18 protein-coding genes and 1 other annotated feature are annotated in these 19,404 nt (G+C 39.3%); of the genes, 1 reads left to right on the forward strand and 17 read right to left on the reverse strand.

The features are described 5' to 3' along the window. Positions 1 to 64: 64 nt before the first annotated feature. From greA to cymR, 17 genes are all read right to left on the reverse strand, one after another. Positions 65 to 541 (reverse strand): transcription elongation factor GreA, encoded by a 477-nt coding sequence (gene greA / locus BAOM_RS17965; RefSeq protein WP_127761456.1) that lies wholly within the window; start codon positions 539 to 541, stop codon positions 65 to 67. Between the two features lie 479 nt (positions 542 to 1,020). Beyond that, positions 1,021 to 2,295 (reverse strand): peptidase U32 family protein, encoded by a 1,275-nt coding sequence (locus BAOM_RS17970; protein ID WP_127761457.1) that lies wholly within the window; start codon positions 2,293 to 2,295, stop codon positions 1,021 to 1,023. 23 nt (positions 2,296 to 2,318) lie between these two features. Then, positions 2,319 to 3,248, reverse strand: coding sequence for a peptidase U32 family protein (locus BAOM_RS17975; protein ID WP_127761458.1), 930 nt, complete (start codon positions 3,246 to 3,248; stop codon positions 2,319 to 2,321). Continuing rightward, on the reverse strand, positions 3,235 to 3,900 hold the full coding sequence (locus BAOM_RS17980) for an O-methyltransferase (protein WP_252283573.1): 666 nt from the start codon (positions 3,898 to 3,900) through the stop codon (positions 3,235 to 3,237). Before BAOM_RS17980 ends, BAOM_RS17975 begins: the two co-directional genes overlap by 14 nt. Positions 3,901 to 4,138: 238 nt before the next feature. Further along, a complete protein-coding gene (mltG, locus tag BAOM_RS17985; protein ID WP_127761460.1) occupies positions 4,139 to 5,272 on the reverse strand; it encodes an endolytic transglycosylase MltG in 1,134 nt (377 codons plus the stop codon). A 312-nt stretch (positions 5,273 to 5,584) separates the two neighbouring features. Next, on the reverse strand, positions 5,585 to 5,866 hold the full coding sequence (locus tag BAOM_RS17990; RefSeq protein ID WP_119117440.1) for a DUF1292 domain-containing protein: 282 nt from the start codon (positions 5,864 to 5,866) through the stop codon (positions 5,585 to 5,587). An 11-nt stretch (positions 5,867 to 5,877) separates the two neighbouring features. Then, positions 5,878 to 6,303, reverse strand: coding sequence for a Holliday junction resolvase RuvX (ruvX, locus tag BAOM_RS17995; protein WP_180319795.1), 426 nt, complete (start codon positions 6,301 to 6,303; stop codon positions 5,878 to 5,880). Further along, positions 6,303 to 6,572: an IreB family regulatory phosphoprotein gene (locus BAOM_RS18000; protein WP_127761461.1), complete on the reverse strand. Its 270-nt coding sequence runs from the start codon at positions 6,570 to 6,572 to the stop codon at positions 6,303 to 6,305. Before BAOM_RS18000 ends, ruvX begins: the two co-directional genes overlap by 1 nt. A 66-nt stretch (positions 6,573 to 6,638) precedes the next feature. Next, positions 6,639 to 9,275 (reverse strand): alanine--tRNA ligase, encoded by a 2,637-nt coding sequence (alaS, locus tag BAOM_RS18005; protein WP_127761462.1) that lies wholly within the window; start codon positions 9,273 to 9,275, stop codon positions 6,639 to 6,641. Positions 9,276 to 9,327: 52 nt separating this feature from the next. Further along, positions 9,328 to 9,537, reverse strand: a binding site (T-box leader). A gap of 29 nt (positions 9,538 to 9,566) precedes the next feature. Further along, a complete protein-coding gene (locus BAOM_RS18010) occupies positions 9,567 to 10,643 on the reverse strand; it encodes an AI-2E family transporter (protein WP_127761463.1) in 1,077 nt (358 codons plus the stop codon). Positions 10,644 to 10,901: 258 nt separating this feature from the next. Beyond that, positions 10,902 to 11,090 (reverse strand): hypothetical protein, encoded by a 189-nt coding sequence (locus BAOM_RS18015; protein ID WP_373995344.1) that lies wholly within the window; start codon positions 11,088 to 11,090, stop codon positions 10,902 to 10,904. A gap of 16 nt (positions 11,091 to 11,106) precedes the next feature. Further along, positions 11,107 to 11,565: a PRC-barrel domain-containing protein gene (locus BAOM_RS18020; protein ID WP_373995345.1), complete on the reverse strand. Its 459-nt coding sequence runs from the start codon at positions 11,563 to 11,565 to the stop codon at positions 11,107 to 11,109. A 188-nt stretch (positions 11,566 to 11,753) separates the two neighbouring features. Further along, positions 11,754 to 14,096 carry an SF1B family DNA helicase RecD2 gene (recD2, locus tag BAOM_RS18025; protein WP_373995346.1) on the reverse strand — a complete coding sequence of 781 codons (2,343 nt, stop codon included), beginning with the start codon at positions 14,094 to 14,096 and terminating at the stop codon, positions 11,754 to 11,756. A gap of 85 nt (positions 14,097 to 14,181) precedes the next feature. Continuing rightward, complete coding sequence (locus BAOM_RS18030; protein WP_127761467.1) at positions 14,182 to 14,847, reverse strand: tetratricopeptide repeat protein; 666 nt, start codon at positions 14,845 to 14,847, stop codon at positions 14,182 to 14,184. Between the two features lie 93 nt (positions 14,848 to 14,940). Further along, the gene (gene mnmA / locus BAOM_RS18035; protein ID WP_127761468.1) at positions 14,941 to 16,056 is read right to left on the reverse strand and encodes a tRNA 2-thiouridine(34) synthase MnmA; all 1,116 of its coding nucleotides are present in this window, start codon (positions 16,054 to 16,056) and stop codon (positions 14,941 to 14,943) included. A 13-nt stretch (positions 16,057 to 16,069) separates the two neighbouring features. Beyond that, on the reverse strand, positions 16,070 to 17,215 hold the full coding sequence (locus BAOM_RS18040) for a cysteine desulfurase family protein (protein WP_127761469.1): 1,146 nt from the start codon (positions 17,213 to 17,215) through the stop codon (positions 16,070 to 16,072). Positions 17,216 to 17,336: 121 nt separating this feature from the next. Beyond that, the gene (cymR, locus tag BAOM_RS18045) at positions 17,337 to 17,756 is read right to left on the reverse strand and encodes a cysteine metabolism transcriptional regulator CymR (protein ID WP_127761470.1); all 420 of its coding nucleotides are present in this window, start codon (positions 17,754 to 17,756) and stop codon (positions 17,337 to 17,339) included. Positions 17,757 to 17,949: 193 nt separating this feature from the next. Here cymR and BAOM_RS18050 point away from each other — a divergent pair, with 193 nt between their 5' ends. Beyond that, positions 17,950 to 19,227 carry a replication-associated recombination protein A gene (locus BAOM_RS18050; RefSeq protein WP_127761471.1) on the forward strand — a complete coding sequence of 426 codons (1,278 nt, stop codon included), beginning with the start codon at positions 17,950 to 17,952 and terminating at the stop codon, positions 19,225 to 19,227. Positions 19,228 to 19,404: the final 177 nt, after the last annotated feature.

Raw genomic sequence — 19,404 nt, forward strand, 5'->3', positions numbered from 1 at the left:
GAAGCGGCAAAGATTTCATGATGTTCTAAGACAGCGTTTTACTACTCATTTATTTGCAGAAAAATCACTGAATAGAAGTAATCTTTACTTGCATTTCGCCGCCTGGTGTTTGTACTGTTACTTGGTCGCCCACTTTTTTACCAATTAGACTTTGAGCAATTGGTGAATCGTTTGAAATTTTCCCTTCAAACGGATCTGCTTCTGCACTACCAACGATTGTATACGTTTCCTCGTCTCCATCTGGAAGCTCAATAAATGTAACAGATTTCCCAAGAGAAACCGTATCTGAATCTAAATCACTTTCTTCAATAATCTTCGCATTGCGAATCATATTTTCAAGGGTTGTAATTCTGCCTTCTACAAATGCTTGCTCATCTTTTGCAGAATCATACTCAGAGTTCTCTGATAAATCTCCGAAGCTGCGTGCAATTTTAATTCTTTCCACTACTTCTTTACGTTTTACTGTTTTTAACTGTTCAAGCTCTTGCTCTAATTTCTCTTTACCTTCTTTTGTCATCGGAAATACTTTTTCTATAGCCAAAACTCTTCACTCCTTCAAGTTCTCACAGATACAAAGGTCCCGTGATGTATATGTACTTTTTTAATTCAAACAAGTCGAATATATATAAGTGCGCGACCTCGTAAAAGGACGCGCTATCTACTAGGGAAATCCTAGCATATAAATCGACTGCCTTTAAAGAAGCAGTCGATTATTTCACTGTCTTTAAGATAGAGTATGACCTTTCCCCTCATTTGTCTAGTCTTTTTACAAAGGTTTTGTTAAATAACATTGTTGATTGTTGGCCCATTTAACTTTCAGCAGAGCTGAAAGACGTGTAAAACAGCGGTTGGTTTCACACGAATGAGCGAAAAATCGTATACATCCACAATATTCATTAACATAGACTTTAGAAAAGCAGTAGAATTCAGGAAAATTTCACCTATCTTTATTTATGCTATGTTATTACAAAATAGACTTTTATTCAAGATTTTGTTTAACACTTTGTCCATGTATACGTCCTATTCATTTTCTTTACGCATCATGTTGTTAACAAATACAGGGTAATCTACTCTAATATGAACAATTTGCAACGGATGACGAGCAGCGTCTAGTTCATTGCCCTTCTCATCTAAAATGACGCCTACTTTTTGCGTAAAGTTTTCGATTTCTGGACCAAAAAATTCTACTTCATCCCCTGGCTTAAAGAAATTTCGCTGTTGTAATGTAGCAATTTGAGTATCCGGATTATAATCTAACACAAGCCCTGCAAAGTCAAAACGAGTCTTTGTGCTATGATTCCCAAACATCTGCTGCTTATACCCCGGAATATCTCCTTCCATAAACGCTGGAGCTGTCGGACGATTCGCACATTTGTCCAATTCATCTAACCATTCCTGCTTAATTGAGAAGTTGTCTGGATCCGCGCAATACGTATCAATCACTTTACGATATACACTAATAACAGTTGCGATATAGTGAATCGACTTCATTCGTCCTTCTACTTTTAAGCTATCCACGCCAATTTCAATCATTCTTGGCAGTGACTCCAATAATTTTAAGTCTTTTGGACTCATAGCAAATGGAGCATCTTTTTCATCAAATAATGCTTTTTCACCATCACTATCCAGCTCGTATAAATCATAATCCCAACGGCAAGATTGACAGCAGCCACCACGGTTAGAATCACGAGCCGTCATATGATTAGATAACGTACAGCGGCCAGAATAAGCAATACACATCGCACCATGCACGAAGGCTTCAATTTCAATATCGACTTTTTCCTTCATTAATTGAATTTCTTCAGCACCTGTTTCACGAGCAAGTACAACGCGCTCCAGCCCTTCTTCCTTCCAATATTGAACGGCTTTCCAGTTCGATAATGATTGCTGAGTGCTCAAATGAATTTCCACACTCGGTGCTACTCTCTTACATGTTTCAATAATTAATGGGTCCGCTACGATAATACCATGTACACCAGCTTCTTCTAAACCAGCTAAGTATTCTTCTAACCCATCAATATTTTCATTATGGGCAAAAATATTCGTTGTTACATATACTTTTGCTCCATACTTTTTCGCAAATTCAACGCCTTCTTTCATTTCTTCAAATGTAAAGTTTCCGGCATTTGAACGTAAACCATACTCTTGTCCACCAATAAAAACAGCATCTGCACCGTAGTGCACAGCAACTTTTAATTTTTCTAAATTTCCGGCAGGTGCTAGCAGCTCCGGCTTTTTCACAATGACTCTTTTTCCATCAATAATTTTGGAAATTTTATCAGCAATAGCGTTCAAGGCTATTCCTCCTCATTCCTGTATTAATAAACTGTTTCTTTAAAGAAAAATCCTGTATCTAACGCACGATTCTTCGGTTGAATCGCTTCAATTTTTTCAAAAAGCTCACTCTTCATTTCATCATAACGATCTACGTCTTCTACACATAAATCAATAGCTTGACGATATAATTTCGTTATTTCAATAATATATTCTGGTGTTTTTAAAATCCCATCAATCTTAAACGAATCAATATCTGCTTCAACTAATTCTTGGAGCTCGTCAATCATACAGATATCGTTCGGGCTCATAATATGTGTCCCGTTTTCATCTTCATAAATCGGATATTTGTTTTCACGCTCTTTGTCATGTAAAAACATATTGCGTTGTTGTGTACGATTTTCTACTTCTAGTGATTTCCCTTGGTATTCGAAATAGTTTCCAAGCAATGTTCGCTTAGATTGAAACATGCACGTCATTCCATGCACTTGTACTTCAATTTCTACTTCAGCATGTTCTTTCATTTCAATTACAGCATCCATATTAATTTCACGAGCTGCGACAGCACGAACTGAGCCGCGACGTCCCCAATAGTTCGCTGTATACCAATTTGTTACCGTCATTTCTGTATTCCAGTGCAACGGCATATCTGGCGCTGCAGTGCGGACTGCCATTAACACGGCCGGGTCTCCCCAAACGATGCGGTCAACTCCTGCTTCTTTTAGAAAAGCAATGTACTCTTCTAATTCATCTACTTTTTCATTATGAAAAAGTGCATTCATCGATACATATACTTTTTTGTTTGCAGCATGAGCAATTTGAATGACTTCCTTCACATCTTCACGTGTAAATTCTCCGGGTAAGCGAAGCGCATAACGTTGCTCACCGATAATGAATGCATCGGCTCCTGCCTTAATAAGCGGTTCTATATCTGCTACACTTGTTGGAGTTACGAGCAATTCAGGCTTTTTCATTTTGTTCACCTCTATGTTTACTAATGGCTATGCCATCTCCAATCGGTATAATTACCGTATCGTAATGTGGATGACTGAGCAGCCATGTATTAAAATTTTGAATTCGTTTAATTAAACCGCGTTTACGCCTTGGGGTAATAGTAGCTAAATCCTCCGCAACTAGACCTTTAAATAAAACATTATCTGTAATGATAATTCCTCTCTCACTTAGCAGCGGCTCATACAATTCAAAAAAACGACGATACTGTCCTTTCGCTGCATCTACAAAAATTAAATCGAATGGTCCATGGTCCTTCACAACCTCAAAGGCTTCCAATGCGTCAGATTCAACAAGGGTAATACGATTACTCAAACCAGACTTCTCAAAGTTTTGCTTCGCCACTTCGATTCGCTTTTCAATCCGCTCAATCGTGACAATACGAGCACTTGGCAAAGTCATCGCCATGCGAATGGCTGAATATCCAATCGCCGTCCCTAGTTCTAAAATCTTTTGCGGCTGCTGAAGTCGTAAAAACTGTAATAAAGTCGCAATCCCTTCCGGCTCCATAATCGGGACATGCTCTGCTTCTGCAAATTCTTCAATCTCTTTCAGTAATCCAGTCCGGTCTGGAATTAATGATTGAAGATATTCATCTATTTTTCCGTTCAAAATCTGTTCCTCCAAATACGTACGGTCCCTTAAGCACGGTCGTACATTCTTAATATTTGCGACGACTAGACTTTTGGAGTCCTCTAATCGGCCTACACTAGAAAAAACTCGGCAACTGCCGAGCCAAAAGGTCATTATGTCCTTTTTCACTTGTCTTATTCTATCATATAAAAATAAATCTTGCTTTTCAAACCGACGATTTATTCTGATGAAATATTTAGTGAGAATACCTAATCCCTTATTATTGATTTGTAATATGTTCTGCTTTCTTCACATTATGCTCATCCAATGTTTTCGAATACAGCACTTCCCCTTCAGGAGTTGCTAAGAAATACAGGTATTTAGTCTTTTCGGGCTCTAACACTGCTTTAATGGACATCTCACCAGCATTAGCAATCGGTCCTGGTGGTAAGCCTTTCACTTTATAGGTGTTATAAGGAGAATCAATCTCTAAATCTTTATAAAAAACGCGGTCCTTATGTTCTCCTTTTGCATATAGCACCGTTGGATCTGTTTGTAACGGCATCCCTTTATCTAGACGATTATAAAAAACAGAAGCAATTTTAGCACGATCGACTTTTTCTGTTGCTTCTTCTTCCACAAGAGAAGCCATTGTCAACAGCGTATGGACAGAGTAATCTTGCTCTATCATTTGTTCTTCATATTTAGTTAACATTTCTTCTGTTTGTTTAAGCATCTTTGAAATAACGGTTTCTAACGATGGAGACTCTTCCTCAAAATCATACGTTGCAGGAAATAAATATCCTTCAAGTGAATATTTAATATCCTTGTCATAAATATCGTCTGTCAATAAAGCAGGGAACTTATCTCGCATACTTTGAATAAATTTTTTATCATTTAGTTTCTTAAATACTTCTTTCGGATTTTGATCTGTTTTTTCGGCTACAATCTCGGCGATTTGGACCAGTTGCTTGCCTTCAGGAATCGTAATCTTCAGAGCCGCCTCTTTCATCATCTTTCCGGTCTTAATGCTGTTAATAATTTCTTGGTGCGTCATCGACGGAGATAATGAATACTTCCCAGCCTGAAAACCAGATTCATTGCGAAATTTAATATAATATTTAAACACTCGTGCATTCTTAATAATTCCTTCTTCTTCTAGCAAGTTAGAGATAGAACTAACAGAAGAACCAATTGGAATTTCTACCGTTCTCTTTTTCTTATCATCTGGGTCCAGCGGCTTTAGCGCTGAATTGACATATAAATAACCGCCTATTCCTGTTATTCCTATTATCACAATCATCGCGATCATAATTCGAAGAACAATCTTTCGAACTAATTGAGCATCCTCTTGCTGCTCTAATAACTTCTCTCTAATATTTTCCTTTTTAGATTGCTTTGAGTCCATCTTCATTCCCCCCTTGCACAACCACAACACAAATTGATTATTTATAGAAATAATCACTTCGAATATTATACTAAAACAAAACAGCAAATACATAACTTTTACGAAATTATACAATTTATCCTACATATTTATCGCAGATTAACAGGCAATAAGCCCCTATCTTAAGAGGAAAGAGGGGAAAAGAAGGAAAAAATCATTTTATCTCACACTTAACTGGGATGAGGAGCCCCACTGACAAAAGTTTCACTTTATCAATAATATAATTAAATAGTTTCATACAAAAAAAGCTGATCCCCATTAAGAGGATCAGCCCGCATCTTACTCTTCGCCTTCTTCGTCTAAAAACGTGTTCAGCATTTCTTCAATCATATCCCACTCTTCATCTGTTTCGATTGGAGCAAGTTCACCATCTTCGTTATTTTCACTTGGTGTGAAAGAAGAAGCATGAATTTCGATTTCTTCATCTTCATTATCAGAAATCGGGTAGTATAGCACATATGATTTGTTAAATTTATCAGAATCGAATGTGAACAAAATTTCACAAAGTTGCTCATTTCCGTTTTCGTCTACTACTGTAATATTATTTTCACCATGTTCCATTTTTTTTCACCTCAAAGAGAATTTGTTTGATTGTCTAAGAAACCTTGCAGAATCATGACAGCCGCCATTTTATCAATAACTTTCTTGCGTTTACTCCGACTCACATCGGCTTCAAGCAGCACTCGTTCGGCAGCCATTGTAGTTAATCGTTCATCCCATAACACGACAGGCAGTTTGAATTTCTTTTCTAAATACGCTGCGAAATTTTGACTTGCTTCTCCGCGCGGTCCAATCGTCCCGTTCATATTTTTGGGAAGACCGAGTACGATTTTTGACACTTCATGCTCTTGAATAATTTCTCCAAGCCGTTTTATGCCAAAGTCTTTTACTGCTTCATTAATTTTGATTGTTTCCAATCCTTGTGCGGTCCAACCCATGGCGTCGCTAATTGCAACGCCAAGCGTTTTTGAACCTAAATCAAGTCCCATTGTACGCATTAGTATTCCTCTCGCTGATTCTTTAAATACGATTTGACCAGCTCTTCAATAATTTCATCCCGTTCAAGCTTACGAATTAGATTTCTCGCATCCTGATGACGTGGAATGTAAGCGGGGTCACCTGACAATAGATAGCCAACAATCTGATTGATTGGGTTATACCCTTTTTCTTGAAGAGCAGAATACACTTGAAATAATACTTCCTGTACATCTCTTTCAAATGGTTCTTCAGGAAAACTAAATTTCATCGTGTTATCAAAGGAACTCATATGGTCATGCACCTCTCCTCTACGTAGAGACTTCCATAATATACATTGTACAACATTTCTTACCGATTATGAAAGTGAACGTACCCATTCTTCGACAAAATCAAGTGCTGCATCCAATTTTGCTGGATCTTTCCCGCCAGCTTGTGCCATATCTGGACGGCCACCGCCGCCACCGCCGCAGCGAGTAGCTACCTCTTTAATTAATTTTCCTGCATGGTAGCCTCGATCAATAAGATCTTTCGTTACACCTGCAATTAAGTTTACTTTGTCACCTTGTGCAGAACCAAGTACAAGAACAACAGAATCCAATTTCTGTTTTAAATCATCTGCCATGACGCGTAAGTTATTCATGTCTGTATCTTGCACTTTCGCAACTAATACGTTAACACCATTCACTTCTTTTACATTTGAAACAAGGTTTCCAGCTTCAATGTTACTTAACTTCGCAGATAAACTTTCATTTTCGCGCTGAAGTTCTTTCGTTTCAGCTAACACGGCATCAATACGTGCTGGTACGTCTTTCAAATTCGTTTTTAGTTTAGACGCCGCTTCTTTTAAAAGCGTAATTTGATCCGCCATTAATTTGTAAGCTCCAGCTCCTGTTACAGCCTCAATACGACGAGTTCCAGCACCAATTCCGCTTTCTGAAACAATTTTGAATAGACCGATTACCGCTGTATTTGGTACGTGGCAACCACCACAAAGCTCTAAGCTATAGTCTCCAATTTGAACAACACGGACAATTTTACCGTATTTTTCACCGAATAGAGCCATTGCCCCCATTGCTTTTGCTTCGTCAATATCTTTCAAATCAATTGTTACTTCTAAGCTTTGCCAAATTTTCTCGTTTACAATCGCCTCAATTTTCTCCAATTCCTCTGGTGTAATTTGACCAAAATGTGAGAAATCAAAACGTAAGCGTTCTGCCTGCACAAGGGAACCCGCTTGGTTAACATGTGTACCGAGTGTATCTTTTAATGCTTGATGTAAAAGATGTGTCGCTGTATGATTCTTCACAATTTCGCTGCGGTTTGCATAGTCAACAGTTGCCGTAACTTGTGCGTCAGCCGATAATGTTCCAGCAACGACTGTTACGCGTTGAAGATTTTGTCCATTCGGTGCTTTTTGAACATCCTGTACAGCTAATTGTACAGCTTCACTAGTAATCATTCCTGTATCAGCAATTTGACCGCCGCTTTCTGCATAAAACGGTGTTTGATCTAAAATAATTTGAACTTCTTCGCCTTCGTGCGCTTCTGTAATAAGCTCACCGTCTTTAACGATTGCCACAACTTGCGCTTCTACTTGAAGTTTCTCATACCCAACAAACTCACTTGCAACCTTCACATCACCTAAAACGCCGCCTTGAATTTGCATAGAATCTACATCTTGACGCGCAGCACGTGCACGTTCACGTTGTGCTTCCATTTCTTTCTCAAAGCCGTCATGGTCAACGGTCATGTTTTCTTCTTCTGCATACTCTTCTGTTAATTCAATTGGGAAACCATATGTGTCATATAAACGGAACGCATCCGCACCTGGAATGATACTTTGCCCTTGCTCTTTTTGTTTCTTAATCACTTCAGATAAAATGCTTAATCCATCATGCAGTGTTTCATGGAATCGCTCTTCTTCGTTTTTCACAACTTTAGCAATAAAGTCTTTTTTCTCTAGCACTTCTGGATAGAAGTCTTTCATGATTTCCCCAACAACGGGCACTAATTCTAACATAAATGGTTCGTTAATGTTGATTTGTTTTGCATAACGAACGGCACGACGAAGTAAACGACGTAATACATAGCCGCGGCCTTCATTAGATGGGAGCGCACCATCACCTACTGCAAATGTTACCGTACGAATGTGGTCGGCAATGACTTTAAACGCTACGTCGGTTTCTTTATTTGCCCCATATTTCACATCTGTAAATTGTTCAACGGCACGAATAATTGGAATAAATAAATCTGTATCAAAATTCGTTGGTACGTTTTGAACGACAGAAGCCATACGCTCAAGGCCCATACCTGTATCAATATTTTTCTTTGGAAGCGGTGTATATGTACCATCTGGATTATGATTAAATTGAGAGAAAACTAAGTTCCATACTTCTAAATGACGTTCATTTTCTCCACCTGGATATAATTCTGGATCGTTCGGGTCGTCACCATATTCTGGTCCGCGATCGTAGAAAATTTCTGTATTTGGACCACTTGGGCCTTCTCCAATATCCCAGAAGTTTTCTTTTAAACGAATAATTTTCTCAGCTGGAACCCCAATTTTCTTATTCCATAACTCAAATGCTTCATCGTCTTCAGGATGAATCGTTACAGCTAGTTTATCTTTATCAAAACCAATCCACTTTTCATCTGTAAGGAATTCCCAAGCCCATGTAATTGCTTCTTCTTTAAAATAATCACCGATTGAGAAGTTTCCTAACATTTCGAAGAATGTATGATGGCGCGCTGTTTTCCCTACATTTTCAATATCGTTTGTACGAATTGCTTTTTGCGCATTTGTAATTCTTGGATTTTCTGGAATCACTCGTCCATCAAAATATTTTTTCAACGTCGCTACCCCAGAGTTAATCCATAATAAAGATGGATCTTCATGCGGAACAAGTGACGCACTCGGTTCAATGTTATGTCCTTTTTCTTTAAAAAAATCAAGATACATTTGGCGTATCTGTGCACCAGTTAAATATTTCATCTATTTTTTCCTCCTTTTAATTTTGGGCATACAAAAACTCCCATCCCTAAAAAACAGGGACGAGAGTTAGCTCGCGGTACCACCCTGATTATGGACATCTTGCCTGTCCATCACCTTCATCTAGCCTTAACGCGGCGTAACGGCAGGTATTAGCTGCTCTCTGGACTAGCTTTCTGCTGCTCTTTATCTAAAATCCTTTCAGCCCAGGGGATTTCTCTCTAGTAGACAGTGTTCAGCATACTTGATCCTTCAACGAATTATCTTATGTATTGTATTTTATTCACTACTATTTTATTTGTCAACAAGCGGCTCCTTCTTTCCGAAGTGAACACGTGCATGAAGAACAAAAACTTTTAAAATAGCAAGGATTGGAATCGATACAATCATACCGATAATTCCCCCTATTTCACCGCCTGCTAGCAAGGCAAGCATAATGAATAACGGGTGCATATGCAGACTTTTCCCCACAATTAACGGAGATAGTACATTCCCTTCTAAAAATTGCAAAACGAGCACAATAATCGCAACCGTAATCACCATTTTGATTGATAATGTCGCTGCAATAATGATGGCCGGAACCGCTCCAAAAATTGGCCCAAAGTATGGAATCACATTCGTAATCCCGATAATGGCACCAAGCAGCAACGGATACTTCATATCAAATAACCAAAACAATAACGCGGCAGCAACTCCAATCGCCACGCACACAAATAGCTGTCCACGAATATAGCCACCAAGCGATATGTCGACATCGCGTAAAAATGCACGACCTTGCTTACGCCATTTCTTCGGTGTAATATACCAAATCATTTTCTTTAACGACTCAAAATCTTTTAACATATAAAAAGCAATGAAAGGAATTAGGGCAATAAGCACCAAAAAATCAAATGCTTTCATTGCATAATTCATTAAATGATTTAAAAAGGTATTCATACGTATTGCAAGTACATCCATTCCTCTTTCAATTCGTTCATGTACATCAATGGGCCAATTAGACGTTTGATATTCCAGATTCTTCATCCACATTTTATATTGTTCCATTACAACAGGAACATTGTCAGAAAGCTCTTCTACTTGATTCATCATGATTGGAATGCCTTTATAAATCCCAAACCCTAAACCTCCAAAGAAAAGTAAATAAATAATAATAACAGACAGCCCTCGCCTTACGCCTTTTTGATGAAGCGCTTCAACAACAGGGTGTAATAGATAGCTAATAAATGCACCGATTATGAAGGGAAGTAATACAACCAGCATAACGGACAAAACGGGGCCCCACATCGGCTTCAATTTCATAAAAATATAAAAAACAATAAACAAAAGCAGCATAAATCCCAGTCGATAAAACCATTTTAAGCGAATATCCACAAATGATGCCTCCCAGCTTAGTTTTTGAATCAAGCTGACGTTTCATGCGTTTATGATGGAAATTAGCAGGTTTTGTGTTGAATTTGGCAGGATAATCTTCATGATTAGCAAGTATTCATACAAAATACAGCCTCCATGCATATTTGCGGAGGCTGCTTTCTATTACAACATTGCTTTTAATTTTTTTCTCATTTTTTTGATGCTTCTATTAATCGTTTTTGCGACATTTCGTCTGGCCATCTCTCGCACCTCTTTTCTTTACATCGTGAAGCGGCGATCATGTTCCTCAAATAAATCATCTAGGGAGCTAAGACTTCCATCTTCTTCGACCTGATGCGTTGAAATAAGTCCATTAGCGAGCGACATTTCAATAAAGCAACCCCAGCAATAATACTGGTTCACACCGATTTTTCCGACATCTTTACTGCGGCAATTCGGACATATAATTTCCAAAATGGACACCTCACTGTTTTGATACTGAAACAATGATGGCATCTTTTCCACATATAGGCGGCTCTTCTGAGTGGATTAGCTTGTTTTTTGAAAAAAAACCATCCGTTGTTTCATATGCTACAATCGTGCCCATTTTTTCCAAAAAACATACATCTTGCAGCAATCCTAATTCCTCGCCCATTTCTGAAAGCATCATTCTTCCTAACATTGCATCCTTATTCAGCAACATGTCCACTTCTGGAATTTGTTCTTCAAACTCACCGCTTGCAATGACTCCATCAGGACCAAAAGAAGATACGTCATCTAACGCTACATAGACATTTTTTTTGAACAATCTTTGCTTCTGCACAACAAGTCCTGTAATAATCCCAGCTTCAGATATACATAAATCGTTAACCATACCGATTTTTTCTCCATTTTTATCAACAACCGGCAAACCTTTTAATAAAGAAAACGTCCGCAAAGTCATCCCACCTTCTCGAACAAGTATAGTATTCATCTTCTTGTCGAGAATGATAAGCTGAAACGTTTTCCATCTTACATTAAAACAAAAATAAGCCAGAAACCATAAAGGGTCTCTCGCTTACTTTTACATAGGCTATGTGTTAAACAATATGGTTGATAAAACGATTACAACAGCGTCTCATAACAAAACCTTTACATAAAATGATACGGAGTTACATCGCCCATGCCAATCATCGGGTCCTCATTCATTAAGCGATCGAGGTATGATTCACCTTCTTCAATAACTTTAGTATCGCTTCTTGCATGTATTTCCTGTAATTTTTCCCGCAATGTTGTCCGGCGCTGTGTTTCATCATTACGTTCCACTCCAAGTCGAAATGCTTCTTCTTCTCCACATATAATGAGAAAATCCTTGCTGCGTGTAATCGCCGTATACAATAAATTTCGACGTAACATTCTATAGTAGCTTCGCACAACAGGTAAAATAACAATTGGAAACTCGCTTCCTTGTGATTTATGTATCGAACAGCAATACGCATGTGTGATTTGGTTTAAATCCTGCTTCGTATACGTCACTTCAATGCCTTCAAAAGAAATGACAACTTTATCTACATGGTCGGTATTTTCTTTCGCAAATATAATCGTTACAATTTCGCCCATGTCTCCATTGAAAACACCTTCTTCAGGCTGATTCACAAGCTGTAACACTTTATCACCTGTTCGATAGACGACATCACCAAATTGCAACTCACGACGTTTTTTCTCGCTATCCCCATTTAATACTTCTTGGAGCATCTTGTTCAGTACATCAATCCCAGCTGGACCTTTATACATCGGGGCAAGTACTTGAATGTCACGTGAACTATACCCCTTTTTACGTGCATTTTGAACGACCTGCTTAATGACATCAGCCATTTGGCTCTGTTGACATCGAATAAAAGAACGATCAACTTGTTGCTTTGCCACATCATGCGGCACATGGCCTTTTTTCATTTCATGAGCAAGTTCAATAATCGAAGAACCGTCTGCTTGACGATAAATATGTTGGAGAGCAATCGTTGGAATAGCTTTTGAAGCTAGTAAATCCTTCAGCACTTGACCAGGACCAACAGACGGCAACTGGTCTTCATCCCCAACAAGAATGAGCTGACTATGCTCTGGCAATGCTTTCAACAATTGATGAGCCAGCCATGTGTCGACCATCGACATCTCATCAATAATCACAATTCGCCCCTCAATAGGATTGTCTGCATCATGAGCAAACCCTTCACTGCCATTCCAACCGAGCAGCCGATGAATCGTCACAGCAGGCAGACCAGTAGATTCCGCCATTCGCTTAGCTGCACGGCCAGTCGGCGCAGCAAGCACAAAGGGAAACGGCTCCTCATCCTTTTTATAATCTTTTATGTTCATCGACACGCCATGAAGCTCACTATATAGCTCCACAATGCCCTTAATGACCGTCGTTTTCCCTGTTCCCGGGCCGCCTGTTAAAATAAGCATAGGCGATTGCAAAGCCGTCTGAATCGCTTCTTTTTGTGCGGGAGCGTATGTCACACCAAGACGCTCCTCCAATTCACCAAGCGCTAATAAAAACTCCGATTCTGGAAACTGGTCTTCATACTCTGTTTGTTGCAGGAGCCGTTGAATATTCATGACAATTCCTTTTTCCGAGAAGTACAAAGCAGGCAAGTAAATACGTGTTTCCTCGACAACAATCTTTCTTTCCGCTTCTAATTTGATTATTTCTGAGGAAATATTCGTAAATTCAATGACATCACGCTTATTTTCTTCCAATAAACGTTGAACGGCCTCTAATAATTCCTCCGCCTCCATATAGACATGTCCATCCTGCATGCATTGCGTGTCAAGGCAATATAGGCAAGCCGCTTTAATACGATCTGGATGCCCCCCGGAAATGCCTAGCTGAAATCCAAGTTCATCCGCCCGTCCAAAACCAATTCCCTCAATATCCTCTACAAGCTTATATGGGTTACTTTGAATAATAGAAACCGTATCCTGTTTATACATTTGATAAATTTTCATCGAAAGCTGCGGTCCAAAACCATATTGATTCAGTGCAATCATCACTTGCTCAAGACCTTCATTTTCAAGCAATGTATCATATAAGGCTTTTGCTTTCTCGCCTGACAGACGCGGAATATTATCCAGTACGGAAGGCTGCGCTAAAATTTTTGAAATTGCATTTTCACCAAGCGTTTCCACAATGCTTTCTGCCGTCTTCTTCCCAATTCCTTTAAACATATCGCCGGATAAATAAGCCACAATACCTTCCTTCGACTGTGGCAAATCTTTGCGAAAATGATTAACTTGAAACTGTAGACCGAAGCGAGGATGCTCCTTCAATACTCCGTAAAAGATATACGTTTCATGCTCATGAATACGTGGGAAATAACCAGTCACGACAGCTTCCTGCTCATCATAATTCAAATTTGTTTCATCCAAGCGAATCCGAACAACAGAATACATATTTTCCTCATTATGAAAAATTGTCACTAAGTGCCGCCCTTTCATAAACTGCTTCTCTTCCGAAAACAAATCTAAAGCCTCTTGTTGACTCAAAGCCTCTCCCACCTTTCATGACTTAAAATAACTGTGTTTAGTTTTCTGCTTTCATTTGTTCCATTAGTTTTTTCCCATGAGCGGCAAGCATATGGTCCTCTTGCACCTCAAGCGCTTTATCAAAATAAGCAATGGCCGCATCCACATCATCACGGTACCCTGCAAAAGCGACACCTAAATTATAGTAAGCATCGGCGTGATTCTGGTCTTGTTCAATCACGATATTCAATTGATGAATCAACTCCTCATACAACTCTGCATTAGCGAGGCAAAGGGCATACTGAAAACGCGCATCTACGTCATCCTCATTTAACTCGACTGTACGTTGTAAATAAGGCATCGCCAGTTTTGCTTGATCAAGCGCCATTAAAGTCAAGCCGAGCATGAAATACGCATCCGCATTTTCCAAACCATGACGAAGTGCTTTTTCAAACATATCTTTCGCTTCTATTAATTTATCACTTTCATAATATAAATTTCCAAGCGAATAGTAGGCCGCTGCTGCCTGTTCATCTATTTCAAGTGCTCTTTTATAAAAACGAATTGCCTTTTCATAATCACCAACTGCTGTCAACACATTTCCAAAGTTAATATACGCAACGGGATCTTTCGGATTTTCCTCAATCGCTTCATTAAAAACCTTCGCTGCTTCCTCATATTTTCCTTCTTGCATATATTGAATTCCTTGTTGATTTTTATCCATCTATTTCACACTCCTAATTTTCTATAGAAAGTATACCATAAGGCTTTACCAAATAAGGTCCCCAACCGTAAACAGTTGGGGACCTTATTTATATTACCCTACATATGTTAATTTTCCACCATGTTTAAACACTTCATCAATCGTGCCGCCGCCGAGACAGACATCCCCATCATAAAACACGACCGCTTGTCCAGGGGTAATCGCACGCACAGGTTCAGCGAAAACAACTTCAACATCGCCCGTTTCCAGCACTTTCACAGAAACAGGGCTGTCTGTTTGACGATAGCGGAATTTAGCTGTACATGTGAATTCTTTCGCTGGTGCTTGATTGGCAACCCAGCTCATTTTCACTGCCGTCAAAGAAGTCGAGTATAACAAATCATTGTTAAATCCTTGGCACACATATAGAATATTGCGTTTCAAGTCTTTTCCAGCAGCAAACCAAGGTTCGCCGCTTCCGCCGATTCCAAGACCATGACGTTGGCCGATTGTATAATACATCAGCCCATCATGTTTGCCCATCACTCTTCCATCCATCGTCATCATTTCACCAGGCTGCGCCGGCAAGTACTGACTCAAAAACTCTTTAAAATTGCGCTCTCCAATAAAACAAATACCAGTGGAGTCTTTTTTCGCTGCTGTAGCAAGTCCAGCTTGTTTCGCAATTTCACGCACTTCTTTTTTCTCAATATGCCCTAATGGAAACATTACTTTTTCCAATTGTTCTTGAGTTAATTGATTTAAGAAATACGTTTGGTCTTTATTATCATCGATACCGCGAAGCATTTTGTAATCGCCATCTCTAAAGGCTACTTGAGCATAATGACCTGTTGCTAAGTAATCCGCGCCAAGACTAACTGCGTGCTCTAAAAATGCTTTAAACTTAATTTCTTTATTACACATTACATCCGGATTTGGTGTTCGTCCTGCTTTATATTCTTCTAAGAAATACGTAAATACTTTCTCCCAGTATTGCTTTTCAAAATTGACCGCATAGTAAGGTATGCCAATTTGATTGCATACCGCAATAACATCGTTGTAATCTTCCGTTGCCGTACAAACTCCATTTTCGTCTGTATCATCCCAGTTTTTCATGAAAATCCCGACCACATCATAGCCTTGTTGTTTCAGAAGCAGGGCTGCAACAGAAGAATCCACACCACCTGACATACCGACAACGACACGCGTATCTTTTGGTGCTTTCTTCATTCTTGTCACCTCTTTATTTATCAACCAATCTGCTCACGATTTTCACCGTTTCATCTGCAGCTTGTTTTATTTCTTCGTTCGTATTGTTTAAACCAAAGCTAAAGCGGATGGAATTTTTCGTCCGCTCTGAATTTTTACCAAACATCGCAACAAGCACATGCGACGGATCAATAGAACCTGCCGTACATGCCGAACCGCTGGAGACAGCAATTCCCGCTAAATCTAAATTTACGAGCATTGATTCCACATTCGTTCCAGGAAAACTAATATTCAATACATGTGGCAGCGATGCTTCTAATGAGCCGTTAAGTTGATATTGTATACCAGCTTCTTCAAAACGAGCAAGCAAGATTTCTTTAAATGTACGATACTTCTCCACTTTTTCTGCCATCGTCTGTTGCGCAATCTTCACCGCTTCGGCAAATCCAGCAATTGCTGGAACACTTTCCGTTCCAGCACGGCGCTTCCGCTCCTGTTCCCCGCCATGAGCATGTGGTTGCAGCTTCACACCTTCACGAACATATAAAAATCCAATTCCTTTTGGTCCGTTAATTTTATGAGCTGATACACTTAATAAATCAATATGAAGCGCATTTACATCAATGGGAACTAAACCATACGCTTGTACAGCATCGGTATGAAAATAAGCTTGATGTTCTTTTAAAAGAGCACCAATGTCAGCAATCGACTGAATCGTACCGACTTCATTATTTCCATACATGATAGAAACTAGGATTGTATCCTCTCGAAGAGCTGCTTTTACATCAGCCACCGAAATAAGTCCTTCACTGTTAACAGGCAAATAAGTAACCTCAAAGCCTTCTTTCTCTAAATACTGACTTGTATGCAAGATTGCATGGTGTTCAATTTCAGTCGTAATAATATGCTTGCCTCTCGCCTTGTTTGCCTCAGCAATACCAATAAGCGCTGTATTGTCCGCTTCCGTCCCGCCGCTTGTAAAAATAATCTCGTTCCGTTCAGCTCCAATGCTTGCAGCAATACTCATTCTTGCTTCATCTAAAACATGACGTGCTTGACGCCCAAACGCATGAATACTCGACGGGTTACCAAACTCACTTTTCATCACCGTCATCATCTTATCTATTACATTTGGATGCATGGGCGAAGTCGCAGCATGATCTAAATATATTCTGTTCACTTTGTCGCCTCCAAAAAATCTAAACGCACCATTAACGGTGGCATATTTTAATTCGTCTCAACAATGATATAAAGCACCGTTATCACAACAGTGCTTTAAAAAACTACCTCTTGTTTTCATTTTAAATATAGTACATATAAGAGCCTTGCTCACCTGTATCTTTATAGTTCGCCAAGTCCAATAATGTCGTATTGTCTAACACATCTTTCACGGCATCGCGAATGCGAATCCAGAGTTGGCGTTTTACCGGCTCTTCATCTTCAATTCCTTCCACCGGAGAAATCGGACCTTCTAAAACACGAATAATGTCTCCAGAAGTAATTTCCTGTGGTTCTCGTGATAAAATGTATCCTCCATATGCACCACGAATACTCTTTACTAGTCCCGCATTACGAAGCGGCGCAATTAACTGCTCTAAATAATGCTCCGATAAATCATGTGACTGCGCAATCGATTTTAAAGATTTTGGACCTTCACCGTAATGTTTCGCTAATTCAATCATAATGGTTAAACCGTAACGGCCTTTAGTTGAAATTTTCATTTTCATACACCTCAAATTTTTTCCGTAACTTTAAACTGATGAAATTATAGCATATTCCCATCAGAAATGCATACTTTGACTCCTCGTGTTGTCAATTATCCCCATCAAATAAGTTGGAAAATCAACAGAATCCCTTCAATCATTACGCATGATTCTCAAGTTGTGTTACTGTATATAGGAAGGAGTGAAGAAGATGCCGATTCAACCACTAGCCTTTCGTATGCGTCCGCGCACAATCGATGAAATTATCGGTCAACAGCATCTTGTGGGAGAAGGAAAAATCATTCAACGTATGGTTAAAGCGAGGCAGCTGTCTTCGATGATTTTATACGGTCCTCCAGGGATTGGTAAAACATCCATCGCAAGTGCCATTGCAGGAAGTACAAAATTCGCTTTCCGTACATTAAATGCCGTCACAAATAATAAAAAAGATATAGAAATTGTAGTCGCTGAGGCGAAAATGTCGGGCAAAGTCATTTTACTTCTTGATGAGGTACATCGTCTTGATAAAGCGAAACAGGATTTTTTGCTTCCTTATCTTGAAAATGGCATGATTACATTAATCGGAGCAACAACAAGTAATCCATATCATGCGATTAATCCCGCCATTCGCAGTCGTTGCCAAATATTCGAATTACATGCACTCGAAGTAGCAGAAATTATTCAAGCCCTGCAGCGCGCCTTGGCAGATGACCAACGCGGTCTGGGAACCTATCAAACAAACGTCACAACCGAGGCACTTGCTCATTTTTCCACCGCTTCAAACGGCGATGTTCGCAGCGCTTTAAATGCCTTAGAACTCGCTGTAATCTCAACTGAACCAGACACGGCTAATATTGTAACAATCGATGTGGAAATTGCTGAAGAATGCATGCAGAAAAAAAGCTTCTCTCATGACAAAGATGGCGATGCTCATTATGATGTCATTTCTGCATTCCAAAAATCGATTCGCGGCAGTGATGTTCATGCTGCGCTCCATTATCTTGGTCGTTTAGTAGAAGCAGGTGATCTGACAAGCATTGCCCGTCGCTTAATTGTCATCGCGTATGAAGATATCGGTCTTGCTAACCCTCAAGCTGGTCCACGCGCATTGGCTGCAGTAGAAGCAGCCGAAAGACTCGGTTTCCCTGAAGCTCGCATCCCACTTGCTAATTCTGTTATTGAACTATGCTTATCGCCAAAATCCAATTCAGCTATTTTAGCTATTGACCATGCTCTTACAGATATCCGTTCGGGACATAGCGGCGATGTGCCAAATCACTTGAAAGATGCACATTATCTAGGTGCCACAGAGCTCGGACGAGGCATTGATTATTTATATCCGCATAATTACGAAAGCGGATGGGTCAAACAGCAATATTTACCGAATAAATTACTCAACAAAAAATACTATATACCTAAAAAAAGCGGTAAATTCGAACAAGCTCTCGCCTCTGTGTACGAAAAAATCGAAAAAAGTTCAAAAAGATAAGAAGTACGTGTGAAACCGCATTTTTACACGTATGAGCCAAAAATCATATAAATCAACAATGTTCATTAATACAGCCTAAATAAAAGAGACTGCTTCAAAAACGAAGCAGTCTCTTTTATTTGCCTTTTTCTAAGTAAGCTATATTGCCCAATAGAGCATAATAGCAACAACTATCAA

Origin of the sequence: Peribacillus asahii, assembly GCF_004006295.1 — a bacterium.
Lineage (GTDB): Bacteria > Bacillota > Bacilli > Bacillales > DSM-1321 > Peribacillus > Peribacillus asahii_A.